A 24673-nucleotide genomic window follows, 5' to 3' on the forward strand; every position below is an offset into this window, starting at 1 on the left:
TAGCGGCGCATGCACCGGCGGAGTGCCGGTTGCCTAACCTGCGGGGCTGTCGCTGCCCCGTGCGCCAAGCGGCCGCGCGGGTTATCCGTGCAAACCCTCGGCGCAGAGCAGTTTGATCCACAATTTGCCAGGGTGGGTAAACGTATGCTGAATACAACAAAGGGAACGTGGCGGACTGAAACGCCACGGCCGCCGTCCGTCCTAGCCCTCGTTCTGCCAACCCAGTCCCAGTGCCTTTTGCAACGACACGAAGTCCTTGATCAGGTTGGCATCGCCGGCGATCCGATCCTGCTGCGCACGTACCCGGGTGCGTTCGACATCCAGCCAGTCAAGCATGCTGGCCGTACCGGCGCGGTAGCGCTGCTGGGTCAGCACGGCGGCGCGCTCGGCGGACGCCTCCACCCGGCGCAGCAGGACCACGTTCTCGCGCTGGTGCCCGTAGCGGGACAAGGCCACATCGGCATCGCGCAGCGCCTTCAGGACCACGCTCTCGTACCTTGCCTCGGCATTGTCGCGTCCTGCCTGCGCACCGTCCACGCTGGCGGCAACCCGGCCGAAATCCAGCGCGTTCCACTGCAGCCGCGGCAAGGCGAGCCAGGTGGCGTTGTCTTTGCGGACCAGGTGACCGGGGTCCATCGCGCTGTAGCCCAGGGAGCCGAACAGCGACAGCTTGGGGAACCAGTCAGCCTTGCTAGCGCCGATCTGCGCGTTCTGCGAGGCCAGGGTACGCTCCGCCGCGCGGATGTCCGGCCGCGCCTTGAGCAGTGCGGCTGGGTTACCGACGGACACCGTAGCCGGCAACGTGGGCAATGGCCGTTGCGGGCCGAGTTCGCCATCCAGTGCGCCGGGGGCGCGCCCCGTGAGTACGGCGAGTTCATCGAACGACTCCGTGATCTGCGCCTCGATGGGCGCGATCTGCGAGCGGGTGCCCTCCACCTGGGTCAGGAGCCGCTCCACTTCCAGCGCCGATGCCACCCCGCGTTCGCGCCGTTGCTGCGTCAGCTCCAGCATGTCGGCTTCGAGCTTTTCCGAGGCGCGCAGGTGTGTCAGGCGCGCCTGCTGCTCGCGCAGGCCGATGTAGGCTTGGGCGACCTCGGCTGCCAGTTGCACGTGGGCGTCCGCGAGCTGTTCGGCGGAAGCGTCCGCCTGCGCCGCGGCCGCCTCGATGGCACGCCGCGTCCCGCCAAACAGATCGATCTCCCAGCTGGCATCGAAGTTGGCAAGATAGAGCGCCAATGGTCCGCGGCCGCCAGACGTCGCGCCACCGGAAAACGACGACAAATTCGGCGAGCGCGTGCGCAGCGTGGCGGCGGTTGCCCCCACCTTGGGGAGTGCATCGGCTTGCTGCCCGCGCAGGCCGGCACGCGCCTGCCGCACGCTGGCCTGCGCTGCACGAATGTCCGGGCTATGCGCCAATGCGGTTTCTATCAGTGCATCCAGTTGGGGATCGCCCAGCGCGCGCCACCAGGTTGCGACGCGCGGCGCGGCCGGCTCGGTACTGTGCGGGGCATGGGGAAATGCCGTGGCGCGCATGGCGTCGGCCGCGACTTCAGGCGCGCCGTGATAGTCAGGCCCGACCGCGCAGCCACTCATGGCAAACGCCAGCGCGGCACTGAGGGAGACCGTGCGCAGCCGGCCAGGGCCCGGCAGCGTATTTGATTTGATGTCGTGCATGATCGATCAATGACCGGAGGACACCGGCGTGCCGGCACCCGGTTGCTTGAGAAGGAAGGCCAGCGGCACGCATAGTAGCAGCGCGATGCCCAGCACAAAGAAGGTCTCGGAGAAGGTGATGACGGCCGCCTGCCTGGCGATCTCCCCGGCCATCTGTGCCATGGCCTGGAGCTTCGCATGCGCCATATCGCCGTGCTGCGCGAAAAAGCCCGCCGCGCTGGACGAGATGTGTTCCTGCCCGATCGCGCTGTTGGCGCTGACCGATTCACGGATCACGGCGTCGTGATACGTATTGCGGCGGTCGATCAGCGTGCCGAGCAGCGCGAGCCCGACCGAGCCGCCCAGGTTGCGGGCCATGTTGTACAGGCCAGCCGCGTCGCCCGCCTCATGGGTGGCGACAGCCGCCATCGATGCCTGGTTGAGCGGCATCATCGCCAGGATCTGCCCGAAGCCGCGCAGGATCTGCGAGCCGATGAAGTCGTGCCCGACGCTTTGCGTGGTGAGCGAGATATCCAGCATGCAGCTGCCGAAGAAACACAACAACCCGGTGATCACGAGCCAACGGCTATCGAGCTTGCCAAGCATGCGGGGCAGGATCGGCATCATCAGGAATGCCGGAAGACCGGAGAGCAGCATGATCGAGCCCGCCTGCTCCGCGTTATATCCAGCGATGGTGGCGAGGAACTGCGGCAGCAGGTAGGACACGCCATAGAGCCCGGCGCCGACGGTTGAGACAATCAGGATGACGCTGGCGTAGTTTTTGTTGAGCAGCAGCCGCAGCCGCACGATCGGCGTGTTCGCCGTGAACTGGCCAACGACCATCATCAGGATGCCGGCTGCGGAAAGCAGCGATAGCCATGCGATCGTCGGCGATTCAAACCAGCGCTCGCGCTGCCCCTCCTCCAGCACCACCGTGAGCGAGCTCAGGCCGATGGCCAGCCCCGCGATGCCGAGCCAGTCCGCCTTGACGAACGCCTGCAGGTTCGCGCGCTCCGGCTTCAGGCCAAGATAGAGCAGCGTCACCAGCGCCACCGAGATCGGCAGGTTCAGGAAAAAACACCAGCGCCAGTCGGCGTTCTCGGTCAGCCAGCCGCCAACCACCGGGCCGAGCAATGGGCCGAGCAGGACGATCAGGCCGAACGCCGACATGCCGATCGGCATCTGGTGCCGGGGCAAGCGCGTGCGAATGATGGTCTGCGCGGTCGGGATCATGGCGCCGCCGGCGAAGCCTTGGCCGATGCGGCCGATGACCATCGCGGCCAGGCTGTGGGATAGCCCGCACATCATCGAGAACGCGGTGAAGAGGATCGCGTTCCACATCAGGAAGCGCCGCAGCCCGAACACGCGCGTGAGCCACGCGGCGAGCGGGATGATCACGATCTCCGACATCAGGTAGCCCGTGGAGATCCACGTGCCCTCCGTGCCCGCGGCGCCGATCTGCCCCTGGATCTGCGGCAACGCCGAGTTGGTGATCGAGATATCAAGCGTGGCGAGCAGCGCGCCGAGCGCGCCGGCCGCAACCGCGATCCAGTCAGCGGTGGAAGCGTTGGGCACTGCGGGCGCGGATGCCGGGTTGCCCCCGGACACGCCGGCACCGGACCGCGGCGCCTTAGCCACGCGCGCCCCCGGCCGCAGCGTGCGCTTGCGTGGGCGCCGCGTGGCGCGTGTCGACCTCCACCGTTACAGACAGCCCCGGCACCAGCGCCCTGCGCGCCTCGCCAGACACATCCAGGTGAATGCGCACCGGCACGCGCTGCACGATCTTGGTGAAATTGCCGGTGGCGTTCTGCGCGGGCAGCAGGGCGAACTGGGAGCCCGTGCCGGGCGACAGGCTTTCGACGGTGCCGTGCAGATCGGCATCCGGCAGCGCGTCGACATGGATTGTCACGGGCTGGCCCGGCACCATGTGGCCGACCTGCGTTTCCTTGAAGTTGGCGCTCAGGTAGAGATCCTGCAGCGGCACGATCGTCAGCAGGCGCGTGCCCGGCTGCGCGAACTGCCCGACGCGCACGGCGCGATCCGCGACGCGGCCGGCCAGGGTGCTGCGCACCAACGTATCCTGCAGGTCGAGCTGGGCGCGGCGCGCGCTCGCCTCGGCCACCGCCAGTTGCGCGCGTGCCTGTTGCAGCTTTGCCTGCAGCGTGAGCGTCTGGCTCTGGGCCGCGCGCAAGGCGGCCTCGTTCGCTTGCTGCGTCGTGGCGGCACGTGTCTGCGCGTTGCGCAACTCCGCGGTCCGCTCCTCCGTCTCGGCGCCCGACTTGACCAGCGGCGCATAACGATCCACCTGCGATGCCGCGTAGCGCACATTGGCCCGCGCTCCGTCGAGTTCGGCACGGGCCTGCGCGATAGTGGCCTGCTGCTGTGCAAGGTCCGCCTCGCTACGCGCCACGTCGGCCTGGCGCGAGGCAACGGTCGCCGTGGCCTCGTCCAGCGCTGCCTGGTACTGACGGCTGTCGAGCCTTGCCAACGCCTGCCCGACAACGACCGCCTGGTTATCGCGCACCAGGACTTCAGCCACATAGCCGCTCACCTTCGGCGCCACCGTCACGCTGTCGGCCTGCAGATAGGCGTCGTCGGTGGTTTCCATAAAGCGGCCCACCGTCCACCAGTGCCCGCCCCAGGCCGCCGCCCCCGCCAGCGCGCTGCCAGCCAGGAAAAGCAGCACCGTGCGGCGGCGATGGCGCACCGCAGGCTTCGCTGGGGTTGACGTGGCTTCGCCTCGCAACAGAGGGTCGGCTGGCGAATCGGCGGGCGCGGCGGTAGACATGGGGGCTCCAAATTATTCCAAACGGCACAATTATTCCAGTCGGACAAATTGTGTCAAGTGATATATTTCTCCCCTGGCACGATCTCAAGGATGGCGACGAATCCCATGGCACGACACCGACCGGCCGCCGAAGGCGGCTACCAGCGAGGCGAGGAAACGCGCCTGCGCATCGTCGAGGCGGCGCTGCGACTCTTCGGGGAACGGGGATTCGAGGGGGCGTCGACGCGCGACATCGCGAAAGAGGCCGGCGTCAATGCGCCTGCGCTGCAGTACTACTTCGACAACAAGGAAGGGGTCTACATTGCCTGCGTGGAGCACTTCGTCGCACGCGTCTGGGAGTACCTGGCCGCGCCGGTGAGCGCGGCGCAAGCGACATTGGCCAACCCCGACGCCGATGACTCGGACTTGATCGAAGCCTACATGGGACTCCAGGGCTGCTTCGTCTCGTTCCTGAGCGACTCACCCGAGGCGCGCGACTGGCAACTCTTCATGGCGCGCGAACGCGCGGGCCTTGGTCCGCCGTCGGCCTTCGCGGTGATCGACGAACGCCTCAACCGCCGCTTGTTCCCCGTGACCGCGTCGATCATCGGCCGGCTGACCGGACGCAAGCCGACCGATGATGTGACCAAGATCCGGACCATCGCGATAGACAGCCAGGTTGCCGTGTTCCGCATGTTTCGCCGGAACGTGCTCAGCGCCCTCGAATGGGAAACGATTGGCCCTAAAGAGATGGCCCAGCTTGGAGACGTGATTTTCGAGCAGACGAGGGTGCTGCTGCTGGCCTTTGTCGCGGCGCGCGACGCGCAGCAAGGCGCCGTCCGCGGCTAAATCCAGCAGGCAGCGAGCGGGCCGTTGCGCGAAAGCCGGTAGCGAACGCCGGAAACGAACGCCGCGCGCTACCCTATTCATTCCAGCTTGATCCCCGCCGACTTGATCAATGGCCCCCACTTGGCCACCTCGGCGTCGACGAAGCGCGCGAACGATGCACTGTCGCCCGCCTCCGGCTGCAGCCCGAGGCCGATCAGCTTGCTGCGCGTCTGCGCATCGGCCAGCACCGCGTTGGCGTCCCGGTTGAGCTGCTGCACGATGGCCGGTGGCGTGCCCGCCGGCGCCATCAGCCCGAACCAGCCGTAACCCACCACGCCGGGATACCCTTGCTCGCCGAACGTGGGCGCGTCCGGATACACCGGCGTGCGCTGCTCGGCGGACACCGCGATCACGCGTAGCTTGCCGGCCTTGATAAATGGCAGCGCGGTGGTGATGGCGGTCAACGTCGCGTCGACCCGCCCAGCGAGCAACTCAGTGTAGGCCGTGGAGTCGCCGCGGTAATGCACGTTGAGGCCCTTGAATTTCGCCTGGGCGGCGAATAGCTCGGCGGTCAGGTGCGGCCCCGAGCCGATGCCCGGCGAGGCGAAAGTCACGCCGTCCTTCTTATCACGCGCCATGCGCACGAAATCCGCCACCGTGCGCACCGGCGAATCGGCGTTGACGATCAGGAATATCGGCCCGAGCACGCGTGGCCCTACTGCCACGAAGTCCTTGTGGATGTCGTAATGCTGGGATAGCCCTGCTGCCGCGTTGATGGCAAACGGCGCCGCCGCCCACAACAGGGTGTAGCCGTCCGGCGTGGCGCGCGCGATCTGCTCGTTGGCCACGCGCGTGCCAGCGCCGGGCTTGTTCTCCACCACGAACTGCTGCTTGTACTTGCGGCTGAGCCCCTCGCTGAGCAGGCGCGCCGAGATGTCGTTGGAGCCGCCCGGGCCGTAGGGCGATACCAGGCGCACCGGATGCGACGGAAATTCCTCGGCCTGCACCGGCGCCAGCGCACCGCAGCCCGCGGCCAACAGCACGGCGTTGCCGGCCAGGCGCAGCACTTGCCTGCGCTTGTGCGAATTCAATGTCATGACAGCTCCTTGACCGAAGCAGCCGCAGCTGCCAGCGGGCGGATCGGCGGATAGACAAAGGTCTTGTCGAGATGCGCGGGCTGGGGCACGTAGAGCCGCAGCGTCACGTAGAACGGGCCTGCGGGCGCGGGCAGCCAGTTGCCTTCGTCCGCCGGGTCGGCCGGCGGCGTGGCCGACAGGCGCAGCCGCAGGCTGCCGTCCGGCCCGTAGCGCAGGCTCGGCGAGCGATCGCCCAGCGAGTAGCGCCCCAGCACGTTATCGACCAGCATGCAGTCGGCCTTGCCATACATGGTGAGCGACCAGAACGCACCCACCTGCGGCAGCCCATCGGCCGGGAAGACCAGCTCGTAGCCGGCGCGGCCATCGAGCGGCGCGCCTTCGCTGTCGCGGTCGGCCATCACGTACATCGCCTCTTGCACGCCGAGCGCGCCGATATAGTTGCGCGCCACCAGCGCGCGCTCGGCGAAACGCGTGCCGAACGATTCGCGGATTTCCACCGGCAGGGTCCAGCCGCCGCCGAGGTCGGACGGCAGCGGCGTCGCCAGTTCGGCAAGCACTGCCCGGATGGCGTCGCCCAGGCGGGCAAGCGCATCGTCGCCAAGCGCGGCCGCATCGCAATCCGCGCCAATGCCAAAAGGCGCAAAGGCTGCCACCAGCCCTGCCTCAGCCGGCGGCGGCGGGTTCTCGCGCAGCGCCTGGTTGACCACCTCGGCATAGCGGCGCGGATCGCCCAGATGCTCGCCAGGCTGCATGCGCACATCGAACGCCCGCGCGGCGCTCGCCCCGGCCAGCGTGCTCAGGCGGAACTGGTCCTGCAGCGCGTGCACGGCCGGCAGGTCGGCTTCGCCATCCACCAGCACGCGGCCGAGCAGCCACACCGCGTCCGTGGGGCAGGCGATGGCGGTAGCACCAGCCGGCACGTCGCCCTGCCAGCGCGGGCCATGCAGCAAGAAGCGGCCGCGCCCGTTGCCCGTGGTGCGGGTGCCGATATAGCCAAAGGGATTGGTATAGAAATCGAGCAGGCCGAGCACGTAGTAGCGGCCCAAGCTGTCGGGCACGTCCAGCAGCAGCGGCCCTTGCGACAGGTCCATCCAGGCGTTGCTGTAGAGCGTGTCGTTATTGGGCGTGACCACCTGGCGATGCTGCGGGCCAAGCAGCTGGCGCGTGTGAATGAAATGATTGATCCAGCGCACCGGGGCATCGGGCTGCTGCGCGGCAAACACACCGGCGCTATTGCGGCGCGGGCAGGTGGCGGCGCGCATGCGCGCCATTTCGTAGAGGGGCAGCGTGTAACGGATGGCGTCGAGGGCGGGCGCGGCGGGCACGGCGGGCACGGCGGATATGGTCTGGTACATGGTGGCTTCCATAATTTGGTTGACTCAATCGACGCGGCGCACGGCCGGGATGGTGTACTGGCCTTGCAGGAAAGACGGCGCGGGATGGTAGAGCCGCAGGATCAGGTAGAACGAGCCAGCGGGAGCGGGCAGCCAGTTCTCCTGCTGCTGCGCTCGCGCGTGCGAGATGGGGATCACCAGGCTGCCATCGGCCTCCATGCGCAAGCCCGGCGTGCGGTCGCCCACGGCGTAGCGGCCGATCTCGTTGGCGCTGAAGTAACGATCCTCGCCGTACAGCGACACCGACCAGAAGGCTTGCGCGGGCGGCAGCATGCCGGGCGCGAAGCGCAGCTCATAACGGCGACGGCCATCAAGCGGCGCGCCGTCGGCATCGAAATCGGCCATGGCGTAGATCGCCTCGTCCGCGCGCAGGGCGCCCAGGCCCTTCATCGCGGTGCAGGCGCGCTGCAGCCAGTCGTCGCCGTACATGCCCAGCTTCAGGCTGTAGCCCCAGCTCTTGCGGCCCTGGCTGCGGGTATGGGCCTCGATCACCGCCATGCCTTGCGCGTAAGCGCTTTCCAGCCCGGCCACGATGGCCGGGCGCAGCGCCGCGAAATCGGTCTCGTCTTCCAGCCGGATGCCGGCCTTGCGCAACAGCGTCAGGATCCCCAGTTCCTCGGCCGCCGGCGGGAACTCGCGCAGCGCGTTGAAGAGGTTGTGGAAGAAGTCCAGCGCGGGCCGGCCGCTGTCGTGCCACTGGTCCACGCAGCGCGGACGCGCCGCGCCCGGCGTGCGGGTCAGCGCGAAGCCCTGCTCAAAGGCACGCGCCACCGCCAGGTCATCCGGCCCCTGCACCAGCACGCGGCCGAGCAGCCAGACCAGTGAGCTCGGGCATGACACCGCATGCGCGCCGCTGGCCTTCTGGCCCGGGCCGACCAGCTCGATCTCGCCGCCTTCGGCAGCGACATTGCGTGGTCCCAGGTTCTCGAAGTTGTTGGTGTGCACGTCGAGCAGCTCGATCACGTAGTAGCGGCCCGCGTCGGGCAGCGGCGGAATGCGCAGCGTCACCGGGCCATCGGCCAGGTTGACCCAGCCGCAGAAGTACAGCAGGTCGTTGGCCGGGGTGACGATGTCGCGGTCCTTATGCGTCCACTGACGCTCGCTCGCCGACAACGTGTTCATCGGCGCGCGGCCATAGCCGGTGGCAGCGGCAACCGAGGTCTGCAGGCGGCAGGTGCGCAGCGTCTCGATGAGCGCATAGCCGTAGATCACCAGCGGCAGCGCTGCGCCGGCGACCAGCGCCTGCTGGGGGCTGGCGTGCGTGACGGGGGCGGCGGGAGGGTTCATGTTCATATGTGTTGGCTCCTGGCGGGATTATTCGAGGGCGGCGCCGCTCGACTTGACGAGGGCGGCCCAGGCACGGACGTCGTCCTGCATCTGGGCGGCAAAGACGGCGCGCGGCTGTGGGGTGAAGCGCATGCCCAGCGTGGCGGCCTGCGCCTGCATGGCGGGCTCGGCCATGATGGCGTCGACAGCGCGCTCAAGGCGATCGAGGATGGGGGCCGGCGTGCGGGCCGGCGCGAACAGCGCGTACCAGCTGTCGATGCGCAACGGCACGCCGGACTCGGCGAAGGTGGGCACATCGGGCAACGCCACCGAGCGCTCCGAGCCGGTCACCGCCAGCGCCCGGACCTTGCCGCTGCGGATCAACGGCAAGGTGCCGGCTAGGTCGGACATGGCCACCGGCAGCGTGCCGCCCATCACATCGGTCAGCATCGGGCTCACGCCTTTGTAGGGAATGTGGCGCAGATGGATGCCGCTGCTGACATTGAGGCTCTCGCCGGCCAGGTGGCCGCCCGAGCCGGGGCCCCAGGAACCGTAGGTGAGGTCAGCGCCTGGACGCTTGGCGGCTGCAATCAGCGCCGGCAGGTCCTTGCCCGTGAACGCCGGGCCTGCCACCAGCACGTTGCCGCCGTAGGCCAGCCGGCCCACCGGCACAAAATCGCGCACGGGATCGTAGGGCAGGCGGGGGAAGATCGCCGGCGCGATGGCATGCGTGGCGGAGATGCCGAGCAACAGCGTGTAGCCGTCCGGCGCGGCGCGCGCCACCTGGGCCGAGCCGATGGTGCCGGTGGCACCCGCCACGTTTTCCACCAGCACGGTGCCGCCCAGCGCGGTCGACAGCTTGGCGGCCACCAGCCGCCCGATGACGTCGGTGCCGCCGCCTGGCGGAAAGGGCACCACCAGGCGGATCGGCTTGTCAGGATATTTCGTGGCTTGCGGTGGTGCGGCGTGCGCCGGTGTGGCGGCCAGCGCCGTCAGCATGACGACGGCGAGAGCGCCTGCCGCCGGCGCGCGCGCGGTCCTTGCAGCTTGTAAATGCATGATGGTTGTCTCCAGTTGTGGTTCCCCATCCGCGCGTCCGGTCTGTGCCGGTATCGGATTGCGCGGTGGGGTCAAGCTTCGTTACTACGCCATCGCGGTCATGCCCTCGGCCCGCCCGTCGGCAGCAAGGTGATCACGGCGTCCGCAGCCACCGCGCCATCGGCGCCGATGATGAACGGGTTGATCTCCAGTGTGTCGAGCCGGGGACCCAGCGCCGCGGCCACCTTCGACACGCGCACCAGCAGGTCGGCTGCCTGTGCCAGCGGCAGCACCGGGTTGCCGCGATGGCCGGCGAACAGCACCGCCGCGCGGCTGCGCTCGAGCATGGCGCGGGCGCGCTCGGGCGACAACGGCGCCAGGCCGAAGGCCATCTGCCGGAAGATCTCCACCGCGGTGCCACCGATGCCGGCCAGCACCACCAGCCCGAAGACCGGATCGCGCCGCACGCCTACCATCAGCTCGCCCCAGCCGCGCACCATGCGGGCCACCAGCACGCCCTCGAAGGGCAGGCTGGCGTCGGCCCGGGCCAGCGCCGCCTGCATCGCGGCAAAGGCCTTGCGCACCGCGGCGTCGTCCGTCAGGTTGAGCGCCACGCCGCCTACGTCGCTCTTGTGCAACACCTGTGCCGAGCACAGCTTTACCGCCACCGGGTAGCCGATGCGCTGCGCCAGCGCCACGGCTTCATCGGCGTCACGCGCGAGTCCGTGCGCGGCCACTGGCACGCCGGCGTCCGCCAGCAGGCGCATGGCGTCGAACTCGGACAGCGCGCTGGCATCGTCCGGCACATCGCGCAGGAGCGCGGCGACCGGCGCCGCGGCCTCGGCAACCGGCGCGCTCGCGGCGGCTTCCCACGCTGCCGCGCGGGCCAGCGCGGCCACGGCCTCGATGGCGTGGGCAGGTTCGCGGAACACCAGGCAGCCATGCGCCTCCAGCCACGCCCGCTTGTCGTCGTCGACCACGCCGGAAAGCAGCAGCGGCGCGGCGCGCTTGTCCTCATGCAGCGCGCCGATGGTGCGCTGCAGTTCTTCCCACAAGCGCGGCGCGTTGGCGCCACCGGCGAGGAAGGCCACCACGCTGCCGTACTCGCCGCAGGTGGCCACGCCGGCCATCGCGTCGAGCAGCACGGCGGGCTGGGCCACCACCTGCCCCGTCACATCGATCGGGTTGGCGGTGCTGGCAAAGGGGATGCTCGTGCGCAGCGCCTTGGCGGCTGCCGCGGGCATGGGCGGCATGGGCATGCCAAGTTCTTCGGCGCGATCGGCCATCATGATGCCGACGCCGCCGGACACGGTGACGATGGCCACCGGCGCCACCGCGTCGGCCATCAACCCGCTCGGGCTGTCCCAGCGCGCCGGCCGGCGCCCGCGCGACAGCGTGTAGCCGAGGCGGAAGAAATCCTCGAGCGTATGGGCACGATGCACGCCGTACTCGTCGAACACCGCCTGATACACCGCGTCTTCTCCTGCCAGGCTGGCCGTGTGCGACTGCGCCGAACGCGCGCCTGCCTCGGTGGTGCCCACCTTGGTGATCACCACCGGCTTGCCGGCGGCACGCGCGGCGGCCAGCGCCTGGCGCAAGCGCGCGCCATCGCGGCAGCCTTCCATATACGCCAGGATCACGCGGGTATCTTTGTCCTGCGCCATCCACTCGATCACATCGGCCACCTGCAGGCCGGCCTCGTTGCCAGTGGTCACCCAATGGCTCAGGCCCAGCCCGGCCTCGCGCGCCAGCGCAAAGGCGTAGGCGCCAAACGCGCCGCTCTGGCTGACCAGTCCCACGTCGCCCGCAGGCGGCACGCCAGTCAGCGGGATCGGCGAGAAAGTGGCAAACATGCGCTCGCGCAGATTCATCACGCCCAGGCAATTGGGGCCGAGCAGGGCCACGCCGTGGCGGCGCGCGCTCTCGGCCAGCGCCACTTGCATGGCCAGGCCCTCATCGCCCACTTCGGCAAAGCCCGAGGTGAAGAAGATCGCGGCGCGCGTGCCGTTTCGCGCCAGTTGCGCCATCACGGATTCCGTCGCCACCGCCGGCACCGCCACGATGGCCAGGTCGACGGGCTGGCCAATCGCGGCCAGCGTCGCGTAAGCGGGCAAGCCCTGGATCTCGCTGGCGGTGGGATGCACGGGAAATATTCGCCCGGCGTAGCCGAGCTCGCGCAGCAGGCGAATCGGCATGCCGCCGACCTTCTCGGGCTGCGTGGATGCGCCGATGACCGCGACCGAACGCGGTTTCAGCAGGAAATCTAGATTGGGCATGGCGTTGTCTCCGGATGGCCTCGAATGGCTTGTCTTGTTTGCGCCTGTACCGGCGCTGTGTGTGGCTTCGTATGCGTTCGTGTAGCTTCGTGTTTCTTGCTCTGCCGGCGCTGCTATTGCCGCAGGCCCGTCATGGATTCGATGGTGCGGGTCATCTCCATCAGCAGCGGCGCGATCTTCTTTTCCAGCATGCCGCGCCGCATTTGCGAGCCGGCGATCGCGCAGTTGAACAGCAGCGGGCGGTTCAGGTAGACGATGCGCGAGTACACGCCCACGCCATGCACGCCGCTGCCGGCGTCGCCTTCATTGATGGCAAAGCCGCGCTTGGGGTAATGCGCCACGTTGTGGCAAATGGTGTCGTAGCAGGCGGCATACTCCTCGGCGCGTTCGTGGCGCGCGGCCTGCATCAGCTGCTCGAACTCGCTCTTGGAAAGCGTGCACAGGAAGGCACGGCCCATCGCTGTGCTCAGCACCGAGCGCACCGCGCCCACGCCGGGGCGTGCCGCCGTGCCCTCGTGATGCGTGCAGCTCTGCAGGTAGGTCACGTCGAGCCGATGTGCCACGCCCATCGATACGGCACCCTCGATACGATCCGCCAGCGCCTGCATCAGCGGGCGTGCCACGTGACGCACCGGCAGCCCGGCCAGGTAGGGATAACCCAGGGCCAGCACCTGGGCGCCGACGAAGTACTTGTCGAGCTTGGGATCCCAATCCAGGTAGCCCAGCTCGAACAGCGTGCGGCAGATGCGCGACACCGTGGCGCGTGGCATCTGCAGGCGCTCGGCGAGCTCGCCGTTGCCAAGCGGACGCGGCTCGTCGATGAAGCAGCGCAGCAAGGCAAAGCCCTTGGCCAGCAAGCCACCGAAGGACGGGTCCTCTTTCCTGCGCTCGGCTATGAACTGTTCGACCGACGTGTTCATCTTGTCTCCTTGCACCGCAGTGTGGGCGGCGTCATTTTCTGTGTCAAAGAACGGAATGTATTTCCACATATTGGAAATGTAGACCGTTTCTTGACGAAACGCCGTGGTAACCATATGGTTCACAAAACCGAATCAGAATTCGCATACGGAATTAACATGCCCCTCTCGTCCTCTGCCGCGTCCCCCGCCAAGCCGTCCAAGGGGACTTCCGCATTCCCTACCGTAGCGACCCCGTCGATCCTGCAGCCACCGCGCCAGCGCCGTGCGCGCGAGACCGAGCAGGCTCTGCTGGACGCCGGCCGCGAACTGCTGGCGCAGCGGGATTTCTCCGCGGTGTCGGTTGCGCAGATCGCCTCCGCCTGCGAAGTGTCGGTCGGGGCCTTCTACGGCCGCTTCCGCGACAAGCAGGCGTTCTTCGAATCCCTGCGCGCGCTGGTGATGCAGGAAACCGGCGATTCCGTGGCGCGCTACCTGCGCGTGGAACGCTGGGAAGACGTGCCCACCGATGTGATGCTGGAAAAAATCATGCGCTACGTGGTGGTCGGCTGCCACGCCAACCGCGGCGTGATCAAGGCATCGCTCAAGCACGCCTCCGTCCGCCCGGAAGAGTGGCTGCCGCATCGCGAAAGCGGGCAAGACGTGGTGGAACGCATGGTGGCGCTGCTGGTGCCGCGCATGCCGGTGCCGCCGGAGCAGGCGGAGATGCGCGTGCGCTTTGCCATGCAAGCCGTGTTCAGCATCGTGGTCAATGCCATCCTCAACGACGCGGGCCCGCTGCCGCTCGACGACGAACGGCTGCCCGGCGAGATGACCCGGCTGGTGGCCGGCTACCTCGCGCTGCCGGCCTGACGCCGTAACATCACAACACACAACGCGCGGTCCCGCGCGTGGTTTCCCGCCGTCATCAAGCCTTGCCCAATATCGGCGCGCGCATTTTGCTCGGAGCGCGCGCCGAATTCTATAAAACCCCGAGGAGACAAAACATGACAATACGCAGCCCGTTCTGCGGGAAGGCGGCCGTCCTGCTGGCCTGCGCCTGCGCGGCACTACTGCCGCTGGCAGCCCAGGCGCAAGCCAGCTATCCCACCAAGCCCCTGCACCTGATCGTGCCCTACCCGGCCGGCGGCCTCACCGACACACTCTCGCGCACGCTGGCCGAAGGCCTGGGCAAACGGCTGGGACAAACCGTGGTGGTGGAGAACAAAGGCGGCGCCGGCGGCATCATCGGCACCGACTACGTGGCCAAGTCGGCGCCCGATGGCTACACGCTGCTGCTGACCATCCCCGGTCCCATCACCGCCAATCTCGCCCTCTACAAGAAGCTGCCCTACGACCCGCGCACCGACCTGCGCCAGGTGTCCGACATCGCCATGGCGCGCACGGTGCTAGCCGTCAACGGCACGCTGCCGGTGAAGACCGTGGCGGAACTGATCGCTTATGCCAAGAAGGAACCCGGCAAGCTGCGCATGGGCTCCTGGGGCCCGGGCACGCAGCCGCACACCATCCAGGCCTACCTCGACAAAACCTACGGCGTCGATATCCTGCACGTGCCGTATCGCGGCGAAGGCCCGATGGTGAGCGACCTGCTCGCCGGCCAGGTCAACATGACGGTTGGCTCGGTAACCTCGCTCAAGCAGCACTTCGCCAGCGGCAAGCTGCGAGCGCTGGCCGTCACCGGCACCCGGCGCGCCAAGGCCTTGCCCGACGTGCCAACCTTTGCCGAAGCCGGCTATCCCGACGAGCCGTACAAGCTGACCGGACCCATCACGCTGCTGGTCCCGGCACGCACGCCCAGCGACATCGTCGAGCGCCTGGGCCGCGAGGTGAGCGCACTGGTGAAGACGCCGGAGATCAGCCAGCGCATCGAGGACATGGGTGCGGAGCCGATCGGCAACCTGCCGGCAGAAGCCGTGGCTGCCTACAAAGCCTACCTGCCGGGCGTGCTCAAACTGACCGCGGACACCGGCGTCACGCTGGACTAAGGGCGAACTAAGGCTGGACTGACCCTGCCGCTATGCAACGGAATAATGCAGCGCGGCAATGACCGCTATGAATCCGGCGCGGCTTAGCTTGGCCGCCGCGCCCGGCACTCATACAATGGCTGCACCCCGCGCGGCGCCCCCGCGTTCGCGTGCCGATTCCCGTTTTACCGCTTCCCGGGTGCCCACCGGCGCCGACATCACGCATGGCAACGCTCTTCCTGGTACGGCACGGTCAAGCCTCGTTCGGCGCCGCCAACTACGACTGCCTCTCCGACACCGGCCGGCAACAGGCCCGCTGGCTGGGCGAATATTTCCGCGAGCGCGGCGTCGCGTTCAAGCGGGTGGTGGCTGGCTCGCTGGTGCGCCAGCAGGACACCGCGCTGGAAATCCTGGCCGGCATGGGGGCCGGCGATGTGCCGGTCCAGACGAACATCGAAACCCACCTCGGCCTTAACGAATACGATGGCGAAGCGCTGTACCGCAGCCATACCGGCGGGGCGGATCATCGCGCGCACCAGAACGCTGACTACAACGACTACTGGCGCACATTCCGCGCGGCGTATCAGGCCTGGACGCTGGATCAGCTGGTGGGCATGCCGGAGTCGTGGGCGGAGTTTGGGGGACGGATCCGCGATGGTTTGCTGCATGCCACGGAAGGGGCTTCGCGAGAGGATGCGGTGTTGGTTGTCAGTTCTGGCGGGGCGATCGGACGGGCTACCGCGGATTTGCTGGGTGCGCCGGCGCAGACTGCGATCGAGTTGAATTTGCAGTTTCGGAATACGGCGTTTTGCGAGATTATTTCTGGGCGTGGGATGCAGAGGTTGCTTAGTTTTAATAGTTTGCCGCATTTGGATCGGGTTGATCGGCGGGATGCTATTACGTTTGCTTGAGGGGTGCCGGGCTGGGGTTGGCTAGCGTTTTCTGGTCGTTTTTGCAGCGGCGTTGGCTTTTGCACCCAAAAGCTGTACGACATTGCCCTGCGGGGTTGGTTGCTGTTTCTTTAAGCGGCGTTGGCTCTTGCACCCAAAAGCCATACGACATCCCCCTGCGGGGGCTGCCGGTCACTCTTCTTTGCGTCGGCAAAGAAGACTAACGAGAAGAAAGCCGACCCTGCCGGGAGCAGAGCAATCAGGCTCTCGAATATCGGTGGTTTCGTCGTATGGCCCGGAGTGCCGCCGGGCTTCTGCCGGTACCGGCTTGACCGGCCACGAACCTGCCGGCCTCCGGGATGCGTGGTGCGGCCCCCGGTAGCAGACATCTCTTGCTTCAAGCCGTCTGTCGCTCGCGGCGTGACCGGCCACGAAGTTGCAAGCGCACCGGTTCCGTCGTGGGCGCGGTGGCACCGCCTTGATTAGCCCAAGGCCTTGACCACCGCGCCCGCCCCACCACGAAACCATTGGCAGGCGATGTATCGTGGTGGCGCACGCCGGTAACGGCAGATTGGCGAATGGGCACAGACTCCACTACCGGGGGCCGCACCACGCATCCCGGAAATCGGCAGCGTCGTGGCCCTTCAAACCGGTACCGGCAGATGCCCGCAGAACTGAGGCCATACGACGAAACCAGCGTCCCTCGCACCCGCGATTGCTCTGCGCCCGGCAGGGTCGGCTTTCTTCTCGTTAGTCTTCTTTGCCGACGCAAAGAAGAGTGACCGGCAGCCCCCGCAGGGGGATGTCGTATGGCTCTTGGGTGCAAAAACCATCGCCGATGAAATAAACAGCGACACCCCCGGCAGGGCAATGTCGTACAGCACTTGAGCCCAAAAGCCAACGCCGCAACAAATGCAGCGAAGGCACCCCAAAAACCACAACCCTACAACCTCTCAACAATAGTCACATTCGCCATCCCCCCACCCTCACACATCGTCTGCAACCCATACCGCTTCCCCTGCGCATGCAGCGCATGCACCAGCGTAGTCATCAGCTTGGCCCCCGATCCACCAAGCGGATGCCCCAGCGCAATCGCCCCGCCGTTCACGTTCATGCGCGCCGGATCGGCGCCCGTGGTCTGCAACCAAGCCAGCGGCACTGGCGCAAACGCTTCATTGATCTCGAACAGGTCGATATCGCCGATCTTCATGCCGGCCTTCTGCAGCGCCCGCAGCGTTGCCGGCAACGGTGCTTCCAGCATGATCACCGGGTCATGGCCCAGCACCGACATATGGTGAATGCGTGCCAGCGGCTTGACGCCCAGCTTCTTCAGGCCGGCTTCGTTGACCACCATCAGCCCCGCCGCGCCATCGCAGATCTGGCTGGCGCTGGCGGCGGTGACGGTGCCGCCTTCCTCGATCAGCTTGACGCTGGCGATGGATTCCAGGCTGGCTTCAAAGCGGATGCCTTCGTCCACCGTATGCAGCTCGCCGTTGGCGCTGCCGTCCGCGGCGCGCACGGCGACGGGCACGATTTCGTCCTTGAAGCGGCCTGCCTGCGTGGCGGCGATGGCGCGGCGGTGGCTTTCCAGCGCGTAGCGGTCCAGGTCGTCCCGCGTGAGGCCGTACTTGCGCGACATCATCTCGGCGCCGGTGAACTGGCTGAACTTCACACCGGGATAGCGTTCCTGCATGGCCGGGCTCATCGAGCTGCCAAAGCCGTTCTTGAAGGGCAACGTGGAGGGCAGGCCCATCGGCACGCGGGTCATGCTTTCCACGCCGGCGGCGATCACGATGTCCATGGTGCCGGACATCACCGCCTGCGCGGCGAAGTGCAGGGCTTGTTGCGACGAGCCGCACTGGCGGTCGACCGAGGTGCCGGGCACGCTTTCCGGCAGCTTCGAGGCCAGCACGGCGTTGCGCGCCACGTTGCCGGCCTGCTCGCCGGCCTGACCGACGCAGCCCATGATCACGTCGTCGATCAGCGCCGGATCGGCGCCGCTGCGCTCAACCAGTGCGTTCAGCACCTGCGCGGCGAGATCCGCCGGATGCCAGCCTGCCAGCTTGCCGCCCTTGCGCCCGCCCGCGGTGCGCGCGGCCGCTACGATGTATGCCTCTGCCATGTCGTCTCCTCTTGTCGTTCCGGGGCGAACCCGCCCGTAATGGCCGTGTCCTGGGAAGGGCACGGCCAAGCCTCGTTATCCTGTTGCGGATTCTGGCCCAGCAGCGGGGCGCCCGGCGTCGTCGGAAGCGACGATTGCGCGGCGCGGCCGACGCCCCAAGCGGCGGCGGCGCATCACGCGCGCGGCGTGAGCACCGAGAAGATGGCGGTGGCGCGCAGCAGGCAGCGCTCCCCGGCCATCAGGCGGCAACCGCCGAAGCGCAGCCGCGAGCCCAGCTTGTCGAACTCGACGTGCGCCTCCACCCAGTCGCCCACCCGCGCGGCATCGAAGTAGTCCATGCTGAGGTTGACCGTCACCGCCGGCTGCTTGCGGTCGGTCTCCAGCGCCATCATCATGCCGATGGCGGTGTCGGCCAGCGTGGCCAGCATGCCGCCGTGCGGGATGCCAAGCGGGTTAAGGTGATGCGGCCCAATGCGGATGGCCACTACGCGCCGTTCCCGATCCACGTAGATCTGCCCGAAGTTCTCGAGGAAGCCCTTGGCGCCACGCAACGCGACAAAGCCCGGCGGCGGCGCCTCGGCCACTTCGGATTGCCCTGCGCCCGGGCCGGCATCGGAAGGTTGACTGGCTTCAGCCATGGCTGCGCCGCCTTATGCTGCGAAGTAGCGCGAGGCCACCCCGAGCTGCTCGCGGCATTCGGCCACCATGCGCTCGATCAGCTCGGCGCAGGTCGGGATGTCGTCGATCAGGCCCACGCACTGGCCGGCGCTGATGATGCCGCCGTCGGTCTCGCCGGCGGCGAGCGCGGCCTTGCCGCGTACGCCCGCCACCAGGTGCTTGACGTCCTCGAACTGGGCGCCGCCCGGCTGGCGCTCGATGGTGACGACCTCATCGGAGACGGCGTTCTTGAGCACGCGCGCGGTGTTGTGCAGCGTGCGGAAGATCAGGTTGGTGTCGCGCTCGCTGGCGTCCACCAGGGCCTGCTTGACGTTGTGGTGGATCGGCGCCTCGCGCGTGGCGCAAAAGCGCGTGCCCATGTTGATGCCCTCCGCGCCCAGCACCAGCGCCGCCGCCATGCCGCGCCCGTCGGCAATGCCGCCCGAGGCAATCACCGGAATGCCCAGCCGGCGCGCGGCCAGCGGGATCAGCACCATGCCCGGGACGTCGTCCTCGCCCGGGTGGCCCGCGCACTCGAAACCGTCGATGGACACCGCGTCCACGCCCAGGCGCTCGGCCGACATCGCATGGCGGATCGCCACGCACTTGTGGATCACCTTGATGCCGGCCGCCTTGGCGCGCGCGATGTGCTCCTTGGGATTGTTGCCCGCCGTCTCCAGCACCTTGATGCCGCTTTCGATGATCACGTCGAGGTAGCGCGCGTACGGCGGCGGGTTGATGGAGGGCAGCAGCGTCAGGTTGACGCCAAAGGGCTGGTCGGTCAGCTCGCGGGTGCGGCGGATCTCCGCGGCCAGCGCTTCCGGGGTGGGCTGGGTCAGCGCGGTGAGCACGCCAAGCCCGCCGGCGTTGGAGACCGCGGCGGCCATCTCGGCGTAGCCAACCCACTGCATGCCGCCCTGGATGATGGGGTAGCGGGTGCCCAGCAATTCGGTGATGCGCGTCTTCATGATGTTCCTTCTGGCTTCTGGTCTTTGTGTTCTATGCTCGGTCTTCTGCCTGGCTCAGGCCGCCAGGCGTCCTGGCGCCAGTCTACGGCGGCGCTGCCGTCCCTACCTCGTCGGATTCGACGATTGCAGGCGCCCGATTCTGCACTACCTTACCCACACCCATTTCGAGAGAGCCAAGGCCAGCCATGAGCACCCCGAACCCAGCCGTCCCCCCCAGCTTCGAGACCCTGCAATACGCCGTCGACAAGGGCGTCGCCACCATCACCCTGCACCGCCCGGAAAAGCTCAATGCCTTCACCCCGCGCATGATGCAGGACCTGATCGACGCCTTTGACGCCACTGACGCCGACGACGACGTCCGCGCGGTGATCGTCACCGGCTCCGGGCGCGCCTTCTGCGCCGGCGCCGACCTGTCCTCCGGCGGCTCCACCTTCGATTACGAGAAGCGCTACGGCGCCAGCAAGCAAGCCGCCCACCGCGATGGCGGCGGACGCGTGGCGCTGCGCATCTTCCGCAGCCTCAAGCCGGTCATCGCGGCGGTCAACGGGCCGGCGGTGGGCATCGGCGTGACCATGCAGTTGCCGATGGACATCCGCCTGGCCGCAACCGATGCCAAGTTCGGCTTTGTGTTCGCGCGCCGCGGCATCACGCCCGAGGCGGCATCGTCGTGGTTCCTGTCGCGCGTGGTGGGCATTTCCACCGCGCTGGAATGGTGCTACACCGGCCGCGTGTTCTCGGCGCAGGAGGCGCTGGAGCGCGGGCTGGTGCGCTCGCTGCACGCGCCCGAGGACCTGTTGCCAGCCGCGCAGGCGCTGGCCCGCGAGATCGCCGACAATGCCGCGCCGGTATCCGTCGCCATCTCGCGCCAGCTGATCTGGCGCATGGCCGGGGCCAGCCACCCGATGGAGGCGCACCGCCTGGACAGCCGCGCGATCCAGTCGCGCGGCCAGTCGGCCGACGTCCAGGAAGGCGTCAGCGCCTTCCTGGAAAAGCGCCCGGCCAGCTTCCCCGAGCGCGTGTCGCAGGACATGCCGGACTTCTTCGACTGGGGCAACGAGCCGCCCTTTATCTGATCCCCAATTGATCCCCTGCCAAGCCCCAAGGAGAGCCGCGTGAAAGTCAGCATGGCAGTCCAGAGCCGCAAATCGGTACGCGGCTTTCTTCCCACGCCGGTGCCGCCGGAGATCATCCGCGACGTGCTGGAGCAGGCCGCGCGCGCGCCATCGGGCGGCAACCTGCAGCCCTGGCACCTGCACGTGGTGGGCGGCGAGCCGCTGGCGCGGCTCAAGGCCACCATGCGCGAGCGCGTCGCCGGCGCGCCCCGCGGCGAAGGGACCGAATACGACGTCTACCCGCGCGAGCTGGTCTCGCCTTATCGCGAACGGCGCTTCCAGGTGGGCGAGGACCTCTATCGCTGCCTGGGCATCCCGCGCGAGAACAAGCCGGCGCGCCTTGCCCAGTTTGCCAATAACTTCACATTCTTCGGCGCGCCGCTAGCGCTGTTCTGCACCGTGGACCGCCGCATGGGCCCGCCGCAATGGTCGGACCTGGGCATGTACCTGCAAACGGTGATGCTGCTGCTGCGCGAGCATGGGCTGGACAGCTGCGCGCAAGAATGCTGGGCGATGTATCCGGAAACCATTGCGGGCTTCCTCTCCCTGCCCGCCGAACGCATGCTGTTTACCGGCATGGCGATCGGCTACGAGGATCCGGCAGCGGCGGTCAACCAGCTGCGCGCCACGCGTGCGCCGCTGGCGGAGTATGCGGAGTTCATCGGCATCTGAGCGGGTGAACCGGTGAACGGGTGAATGGCTGAACGGCTAAGCGCCATGACCATGCCGATTCCGTTATCGGCTTGCGCGAAAAGCCACAAGCCAGCGGCACGTCCGAGTGCCCTTTGCAGGGGTTTCCATCCCCCCGGACGCTGCCTGGGCTCGCTTAATCGCCCGCGCTTCCTTACAGCAAACCCAGTTGCCGCGCGATGGCAACCGCCTGCGTGCGGTTGCTGGCCCGCAGCTTGGCGCTGATATTGCGCAGGTGGGTGCGCACGGTGGTCTCCGAGACAAAGAGCCGATCCGCCATCGCCACGTTGGAGAAACCCTCGGCCAGCAGCTGCAGCACTTTCTGCTCCTTGGGCGTAAGCGGTTCCAGCAGCCCATGGCGCGCCTGCATGGCGGCCGGGTCCACCGGCTCCGGCGCGCCGCCGCAGGCTTGCAGCAGGCGCTCCACGTACCCCGCGGGCAACGCGCTGCCCTGGCGCAGGCAGGCTTCGGCCACCAGCCGGCGCACCTCCGCGCTTTCGTCAGCGAAGATGCGGATGAAGCCTTCCGCCGCGCCGAAGCGCAGCGCTTCGCCCATTGCCTGCAACGCCTGGGCGGCTTCGCCGCTGCGCTGGCAGGCCAGCGCCAGCAGGATGCGCAGCTTGAGCGCCCTGCGCATCAGTTGCGCGCGCTCGGTGGCGGCGAGTTCCGTCTCGATGGCCTCGCGCGTGCGCACGCAGGGCTCGGTGAACAGCGCCAGCCGCAGGCGCCCCATGACCACGTCTTCCAGGTCGTTGGCAAAAGAGCTGACCGCGCTCAGGCCGGGACGCGCGCGCCATAGCGCCGGGTCGGCTGCGTGCTGCAGCGCTTGCTCGGCGGCATGCTGATTGCCTTGCAGCAGCGCCAGGCGGGCGCGCTCGAGCATGGCACCCAGCACCAGCCGTGGCAGGCCGCGATGATGGCCAAGGTGCTCGAGGGCGGCCAGCCATTCGTGCGCGCCGTCCACGTCGCCGCGGTCGCAGGCGATGCGGGCCAGCACGGTATGGCCGGTGATGATCTGGTCGGGCAGGCCGAGGTCGCGCGCAAGCGGCACGTACACTGTAAGCAGGCGCTCCGCGCGCTCGCGCTCATTGATCTCGTAGAGCGCATCGGCCAGCAGGATGCCGGCCATGGCGTTGCCGTTGGTAGGGCCGTAGCGGTTCGGCAGCATGGTGCTGGCGGCAATGCGAAACCGCGCCAGCGCCTGCTGCAGGCGGCCCTGGCGCAGATCGATCAGCCCCTCCACCGATTCCGAGAAGATCTTGTTGAAGTTGCTGTCGGAGCCGCGCACCACCTGCCGGGCCACGCCCAGCAGGCGCCGCGCCTCGCGGTAGTCGCCGGTGACGGCGGCCATGCGCGCCATCGAGGTGGCAAGGATGGAGTCCGGGAACGGATAGCCCATGGGCAGCGGCAGCGGATCGTCGCGGCTGCAGGCGCGCGCCTCGTCGAAGCGGTCCATCATGTTCAGCAGCATATGGCGCAGCGCGCGCACATGCGCCAGCAGGTCGCCCTCGGCGCCGGCCAGCGGGATGGTCTGCAGCAGCGCAATGGCGTCGGCCGGGCCGCGCGTAAACGACAGCGCCCACACATGGGCGATCTGCAGCTTGGGCCACGCAGCCAGCGCGTCGGCCGGCACCGCATCCAGCCAGCGCGTCAGCAGGCGCATGCGGCCCTGCGCCAGCAACTCGTCCACCTTGCCCGCCAGCAGCGGCAGCGCGTGGTCCACCGCGCCGGCCGCCAGCGCATGCTCGATGGCCGGCACCGGCCGGCCCTGCTGCTCATACCAGCGCGAGGCGGCCATCTGCAAGGCGGGCACTTCGTGCGGCATGGCCTGCTGCAGCTGCGCGCGCAGGAAGCTGGAGAAAAGGCTGTGATAGCGGTACCAGCGCGCATTGGGCTGATGGGCCTGAGCAGGCGGCTCCGCGCCGCCGTGGCGCTCGCCATCCAGCGGCATCAGGAACAGGTTGGCCCGCTCCAGCCAGGCGAGGATCTCCTCGCTGTCGGCGGTGCCGCTCACGGCATCGCACAGCGGCCCGCTGAGCTGGTCGAGGATTGACGTGCGCAACAGGAATGCACGCACCGCATCGGGCAGGTGCAGGTAGACGTCCTCCACCAGGTAATCGGCAATCGCGGCGTTCGAGCCGGAGAAGCCGGCGATGAAGGCGTCCGGCTGGCCACGCCGCTCCAGCGCCACCGACGCCAGCCACAACGCGGTGGCCCAGCCTTCGGTGCGCCGGTGCAGCGTGGAGATAGCCGCGGGCTGCAGCGCCAGGCCGCGCGCGCGGCGCAGGAAGGAATCGGTCTCGTCGGCGGTGAAGCGCAGCTGGGCCGGCTCGATCTCCAGCAGCTCGCCACGCGCGCGCAGCCGCGCCAGCCCGGACTCCGGCACCCAGCGCGTGCCCACCACCAGGCGGGCGCCGGGTGGCAATTGCTCCACCACCTGCCAGACCAGGCCGGCCACGGCGGGGTTCTGCAAGGCCTCGAAGTCGTCCAGGAACAGCGTGAAGGGGCGGTCGTGGGCCGCCATGCGGTCGATCAGCGCAAGCGCGTGCTCGCCTGCCGACTGCGGCGCGGGCTGGGCCGCGGCGAGCGGCGCGCCGCCCTTGCGCAGCACCAGCTCGAAGGCGGCTTCGAGCGAGCCCAGAAAACGCGTGGCGTCATTGTCCGCGCGGTCCAGCGTGAGCCAGGCGGTGGCCACGCCTTCGGCGTCCAGCCGCGCCCGGCATTGCAGCATGGCGGTGGTCTTGCCGAACCCGGCCGGCGCGCGCACCAGCACCAGCTTGACGAAGCCGGCCGCGCACACGGCGTCGCAAATGGCGCGGCGCTCCACCTGGAACGGGGTCAGCATGGGCGGGCGCAGCTTTGCCACCAGCGTGGCGGCGCGGGCGGCGCCCCGATGGCCCGCGCTGGTCTCCTCGATTGTTGCCATTCGCCGTGTCTTCCTGTTGGCGGCGGCACCCACGAGCGGTGGATGCCACGCGATCGGCGCCGGCTTATGGTTGCCGGCTGCTGGCGCCACATGCGCCAGGGATCGAAC

At 68.2% G+C, this 24673-nt stretch carries 19 protein-coding genes; 6 read left to right on the forward strand and 13 right to left on the reverse strand.

The annotated features are described in order from the left end of the window. Window positions 1–201 precede the first annotated feature (201 nt). From AC1RQC_RS32710 to AC1RQC_RS32720, 3 genes are read right to left on the reverse strand one after another with little or no spacing between them, the layout of a single operon-like run. Window positions 202–1674, reverse strand: a complete 1473-nt coding sequence (locus AC1RQC_RS32710) for an efflux transporter outer membrane subunit (RefSeq protein ID WP_492375728.1) — start codon at window positions 1672–1674, stop codon at window positions 202–204. 6 nt (window positions 1675–1680) lie between these two features. Then, on the reverse strand, window positions 1681–3228 hold the full coding sequence (locus AC1RQC_RS32715) for a DHA2 family efflux MFS transporter permease subunit (RefSeq protein ID WP_492885751.1): 1548 nt from the start codon (window positions 3226–3228) through the stop codon (window positions 1681–1683). A gap of 55 nt (window positions 3229–3283) precedes the next feature. Next, window positions 3284–4441, reverse strand: coding sequence for an HlyD family secretion protein (locus AC1RQC_RS32720; protein ID WP_492827854.1), 1158 nt, complete (start codon window positions 4439–4441; stop codon window positions 3284–3286). 90 nt (window positions 4442–4531) lie between these two features. Here AC1RQC_RS32720 and AC1RQC_RS32725 point away from each other — a divergent pair, with 90 nt between their 5' ends. Then, window positions 4532–5269 (forward strand): CerR family C-terminal domain-containing protein, encoded by a 738-nt coding sequence (locus AC1RQC_RS32725; protein WP_492813677.1) that lies wholly within the window; start codon window positions 4532–4534, stop codon window positions 5267–5269. Window positions 5270–5346: 77 nt separating this feature from the next. Here AC1RQC_RS32725 and AC1RQC_RS32730 read toward each other — a convergent pair whose 3' ends face one another. The 6 genes from AC1RQC_RS32730 to AC1RQC_RS32755 form a co-directional block, all read right to left on the reverse strand. Continuing rightward, entirely contained in the window at window positions 5347–6345 is a 999-nt protein-coding gene (locus AC1RQC_RS32730) for a Bug family tripartite tricarboxylate transporter substrate binding protein (protein ID WP_492827856.1), read from the reverse strand. Continuing rightward, window positions 6342–7700 (reverse strand): DUF1254 domain-containing protein, encoded by a 1359-nt coding sequence (locus AC1RQC_RS32735; protein ID WP_492885753.1) that lies wholly within the window; start codon window positions 7698–7700, stop codon window positions 6342–6344. Before AC1RQC_RS32735 ends, AC1RQC_RS32730 begins: the two co-directional genes overlap by 4 nt. Window positions 7701–7724: 24 nt before the next feature. Further along, complete coding sequence (locus AC1RQC_RS32740) at window positions 7725–9026, reverse strand: DUF1254 domain-containing protein (protein WP_492387291.1); 1302 nt, start codon at window positions 9024–9026, stop codon at window positions 7725–7727. Window positions 9027–9053: 27 nt separating this feature from the next. Continuing rightward, complete coding sequence (locus AC1RQC_RS32745; protein ID WP_255503236.1) at window positions 9054–10064, reverse strand: Bug family tripartite tricarboxylate transporter substrate binding protein; 1011 nt, start codon at window positions 10062–10064, stop codon at window positions 9054–9056. Between the two features lie 98 nt (window positions 10065–10162). After that, a complete protein-coding gene (locus AC1RQC_RS32750; RefSeq protein WP_492885755.1) occupies window positions 10163–12319 on the reverse strand; it encodes an acetate--CoA ligase family protein in 2157 nt (718 codons plus the stop codon). A gap of 113 nt (window positions 12320–12432) precedes the next feature. Next, window positions 12433–13239 carry an IclR family transcriptional regulator gene (locus tag AC1RQC_RS32755; RefSeq protein WP_150985276.1) on the reverse strand — a complete coding sequence of 269 codons (807 nt, stop codon included), beginning with the start codon at window positions 13237–13239 and terminating at the stop codon, window positions 12433–12435. 156 nt (window positions 13240–13395) lie between these two features. Between AC1RQC_RS32755 and AC1RQC_RS32760 the strand changes: the two genes are divergently transcribed. The 3 genes from AC1RQC_RS32760 (at window position 13396) to AC1RQC_RS32770 (ending at window position 16111) form a co-directional block, all read left to right on the forward strand. Continuing rightward, window positions 13396–14088 (forward strand): TetR/AcrR family transcriptional regulator, encoded by a 693-nt coding sequence (locus tag AC1RQC_RS32760; RefSeq protein WP_492374215.1) that lies wholly within the window; start codon window positions 13396–13398, stop codon window positions 14086–14088. A gap of 134 nt (window positions 14089–14222) precedes the next feature. Continuing rightward, window positions 14223–15221 carry a Bug family tripartite tricarboxylate transporter substrate binding protein gene (locus AC1RQC_RS32765; RefSeq protein WP_492374214.1) on the forward strand — a complete coding sequence of 333 codons (999 nt, stop codon included), beginning with the start codon at window positions 14223–14225 and terminating at the stop codon, window positions 15219–15221. Window positions 15222–15424: 203 nt separating this feature from the next. After that, complete coding sequence (locus tag AC1RQC_RS32770; RefSeq protein ID WP_492885757.1) at window positions 15425–16111, forward strand: histidine phosphatase family protein; 687 nt, start codon at window positions 15425–15427, stop codon at window positions 16109–16111. A 922-nt stretch (window positions 16112–17033) separates the two neighbouring features. On the opposite strand, the gene AC1RQC_RS32775 is transcribed toward AC1RQC_RS32770, so the two are convergent. The 3 genes from AC1RQC_RS32775 to AC1RQC_RS32785 all read right to left on the reverse strand — a co-directional run bounded on the left by AC1RQC_RS32775 (window position 17034) and on the right by AC1RQC_RS32785 (window position 19837). Further along, window positions 17034–18212 carry an acetyl-CoA C-acetyltransferase gene (locus tag AC1RQC_RS32775; RefSeq protein WP_416051448.1) on the reverse strand — a complete coding sequence of 393 codons (1179 nt, stop codon included), beginning with the start codon at window positions 18210–18212 and terminating at the stop codon, window positions 17034–17036. 173 nt (window positions 18213–18385) lie between these two features. Then, window positions 18386–18850: a PaaI family thioesterase gene (locus AC1RQC_RS32780; protein ID WP_492374211.1), complete on the reverse strand. Its 465-nt coding sequence runs from the start codon at window positions 18848–18850 to the stop codon at window positions 18386–18388. Between the two features lie 12 nt (window positions 18851–18862). Next, window positions 18863–19837, reverse strand: coding sequence for an NAD(P)H-dependent flavin oxidoreductase (locus AC1RQC_RS32785; RefSeq protein ID WP_492374210.1), 975 nt, complete (start codon window positions 19835–19837; stop codon window positions 18863–18865). Window positions 19838–20022: 185 nt separating this feature from the next. Here AC1RQC_RS32785 and AC1RQC_RS32790 point away from each other — a divergent pair, with 185 nt between their 5' ends. Further along, window positions 20023–20910, forward strand: coding sequence for a crotonase/enoyl-CoA hydratase family protein (locus tag AC1RQC_RS32790; RefSeq protein ID WP_492885759.1), 888 nt, complete (start codon window positions 20023–20025; stop codon window positions 20908–20910). A 39-nt stretch (window positions 20911–20949) separates the two neighbouring features. Then, window positions 20950–21621, forward strand: coding sequence for a nitroreductase (locus AC1RQC_RS32795; protein ID WP_458764515.1), 672 nt, complete (start codon window positions 20950–20952; stop codon window positions 21619–21621). A gap of 172 nt (window positions 21622–21793) precedes the next feature. Here AC1RQC_RS32795 and AC1RQC_RS32800 read toward each other — a convergent pair whose 3' ends face one another. Continuing rightward, window positions 21794–24565 (reverse strand): winged helix-turn-helix domain-containing protein, encoded by a 2772-nt coding sequence (locus AC1RQC_RS32800; protein WP_492827866.1) that lies wholly within the window; start codon window positions 24563–24565, stop codon window positions 21794–21796. Window positions 24566–24673: the final 108 nt, after the last annotated feature.

This window comes from Cupriavidus sp. GW822-FHT03E04, from assembly GCF_058801495.1.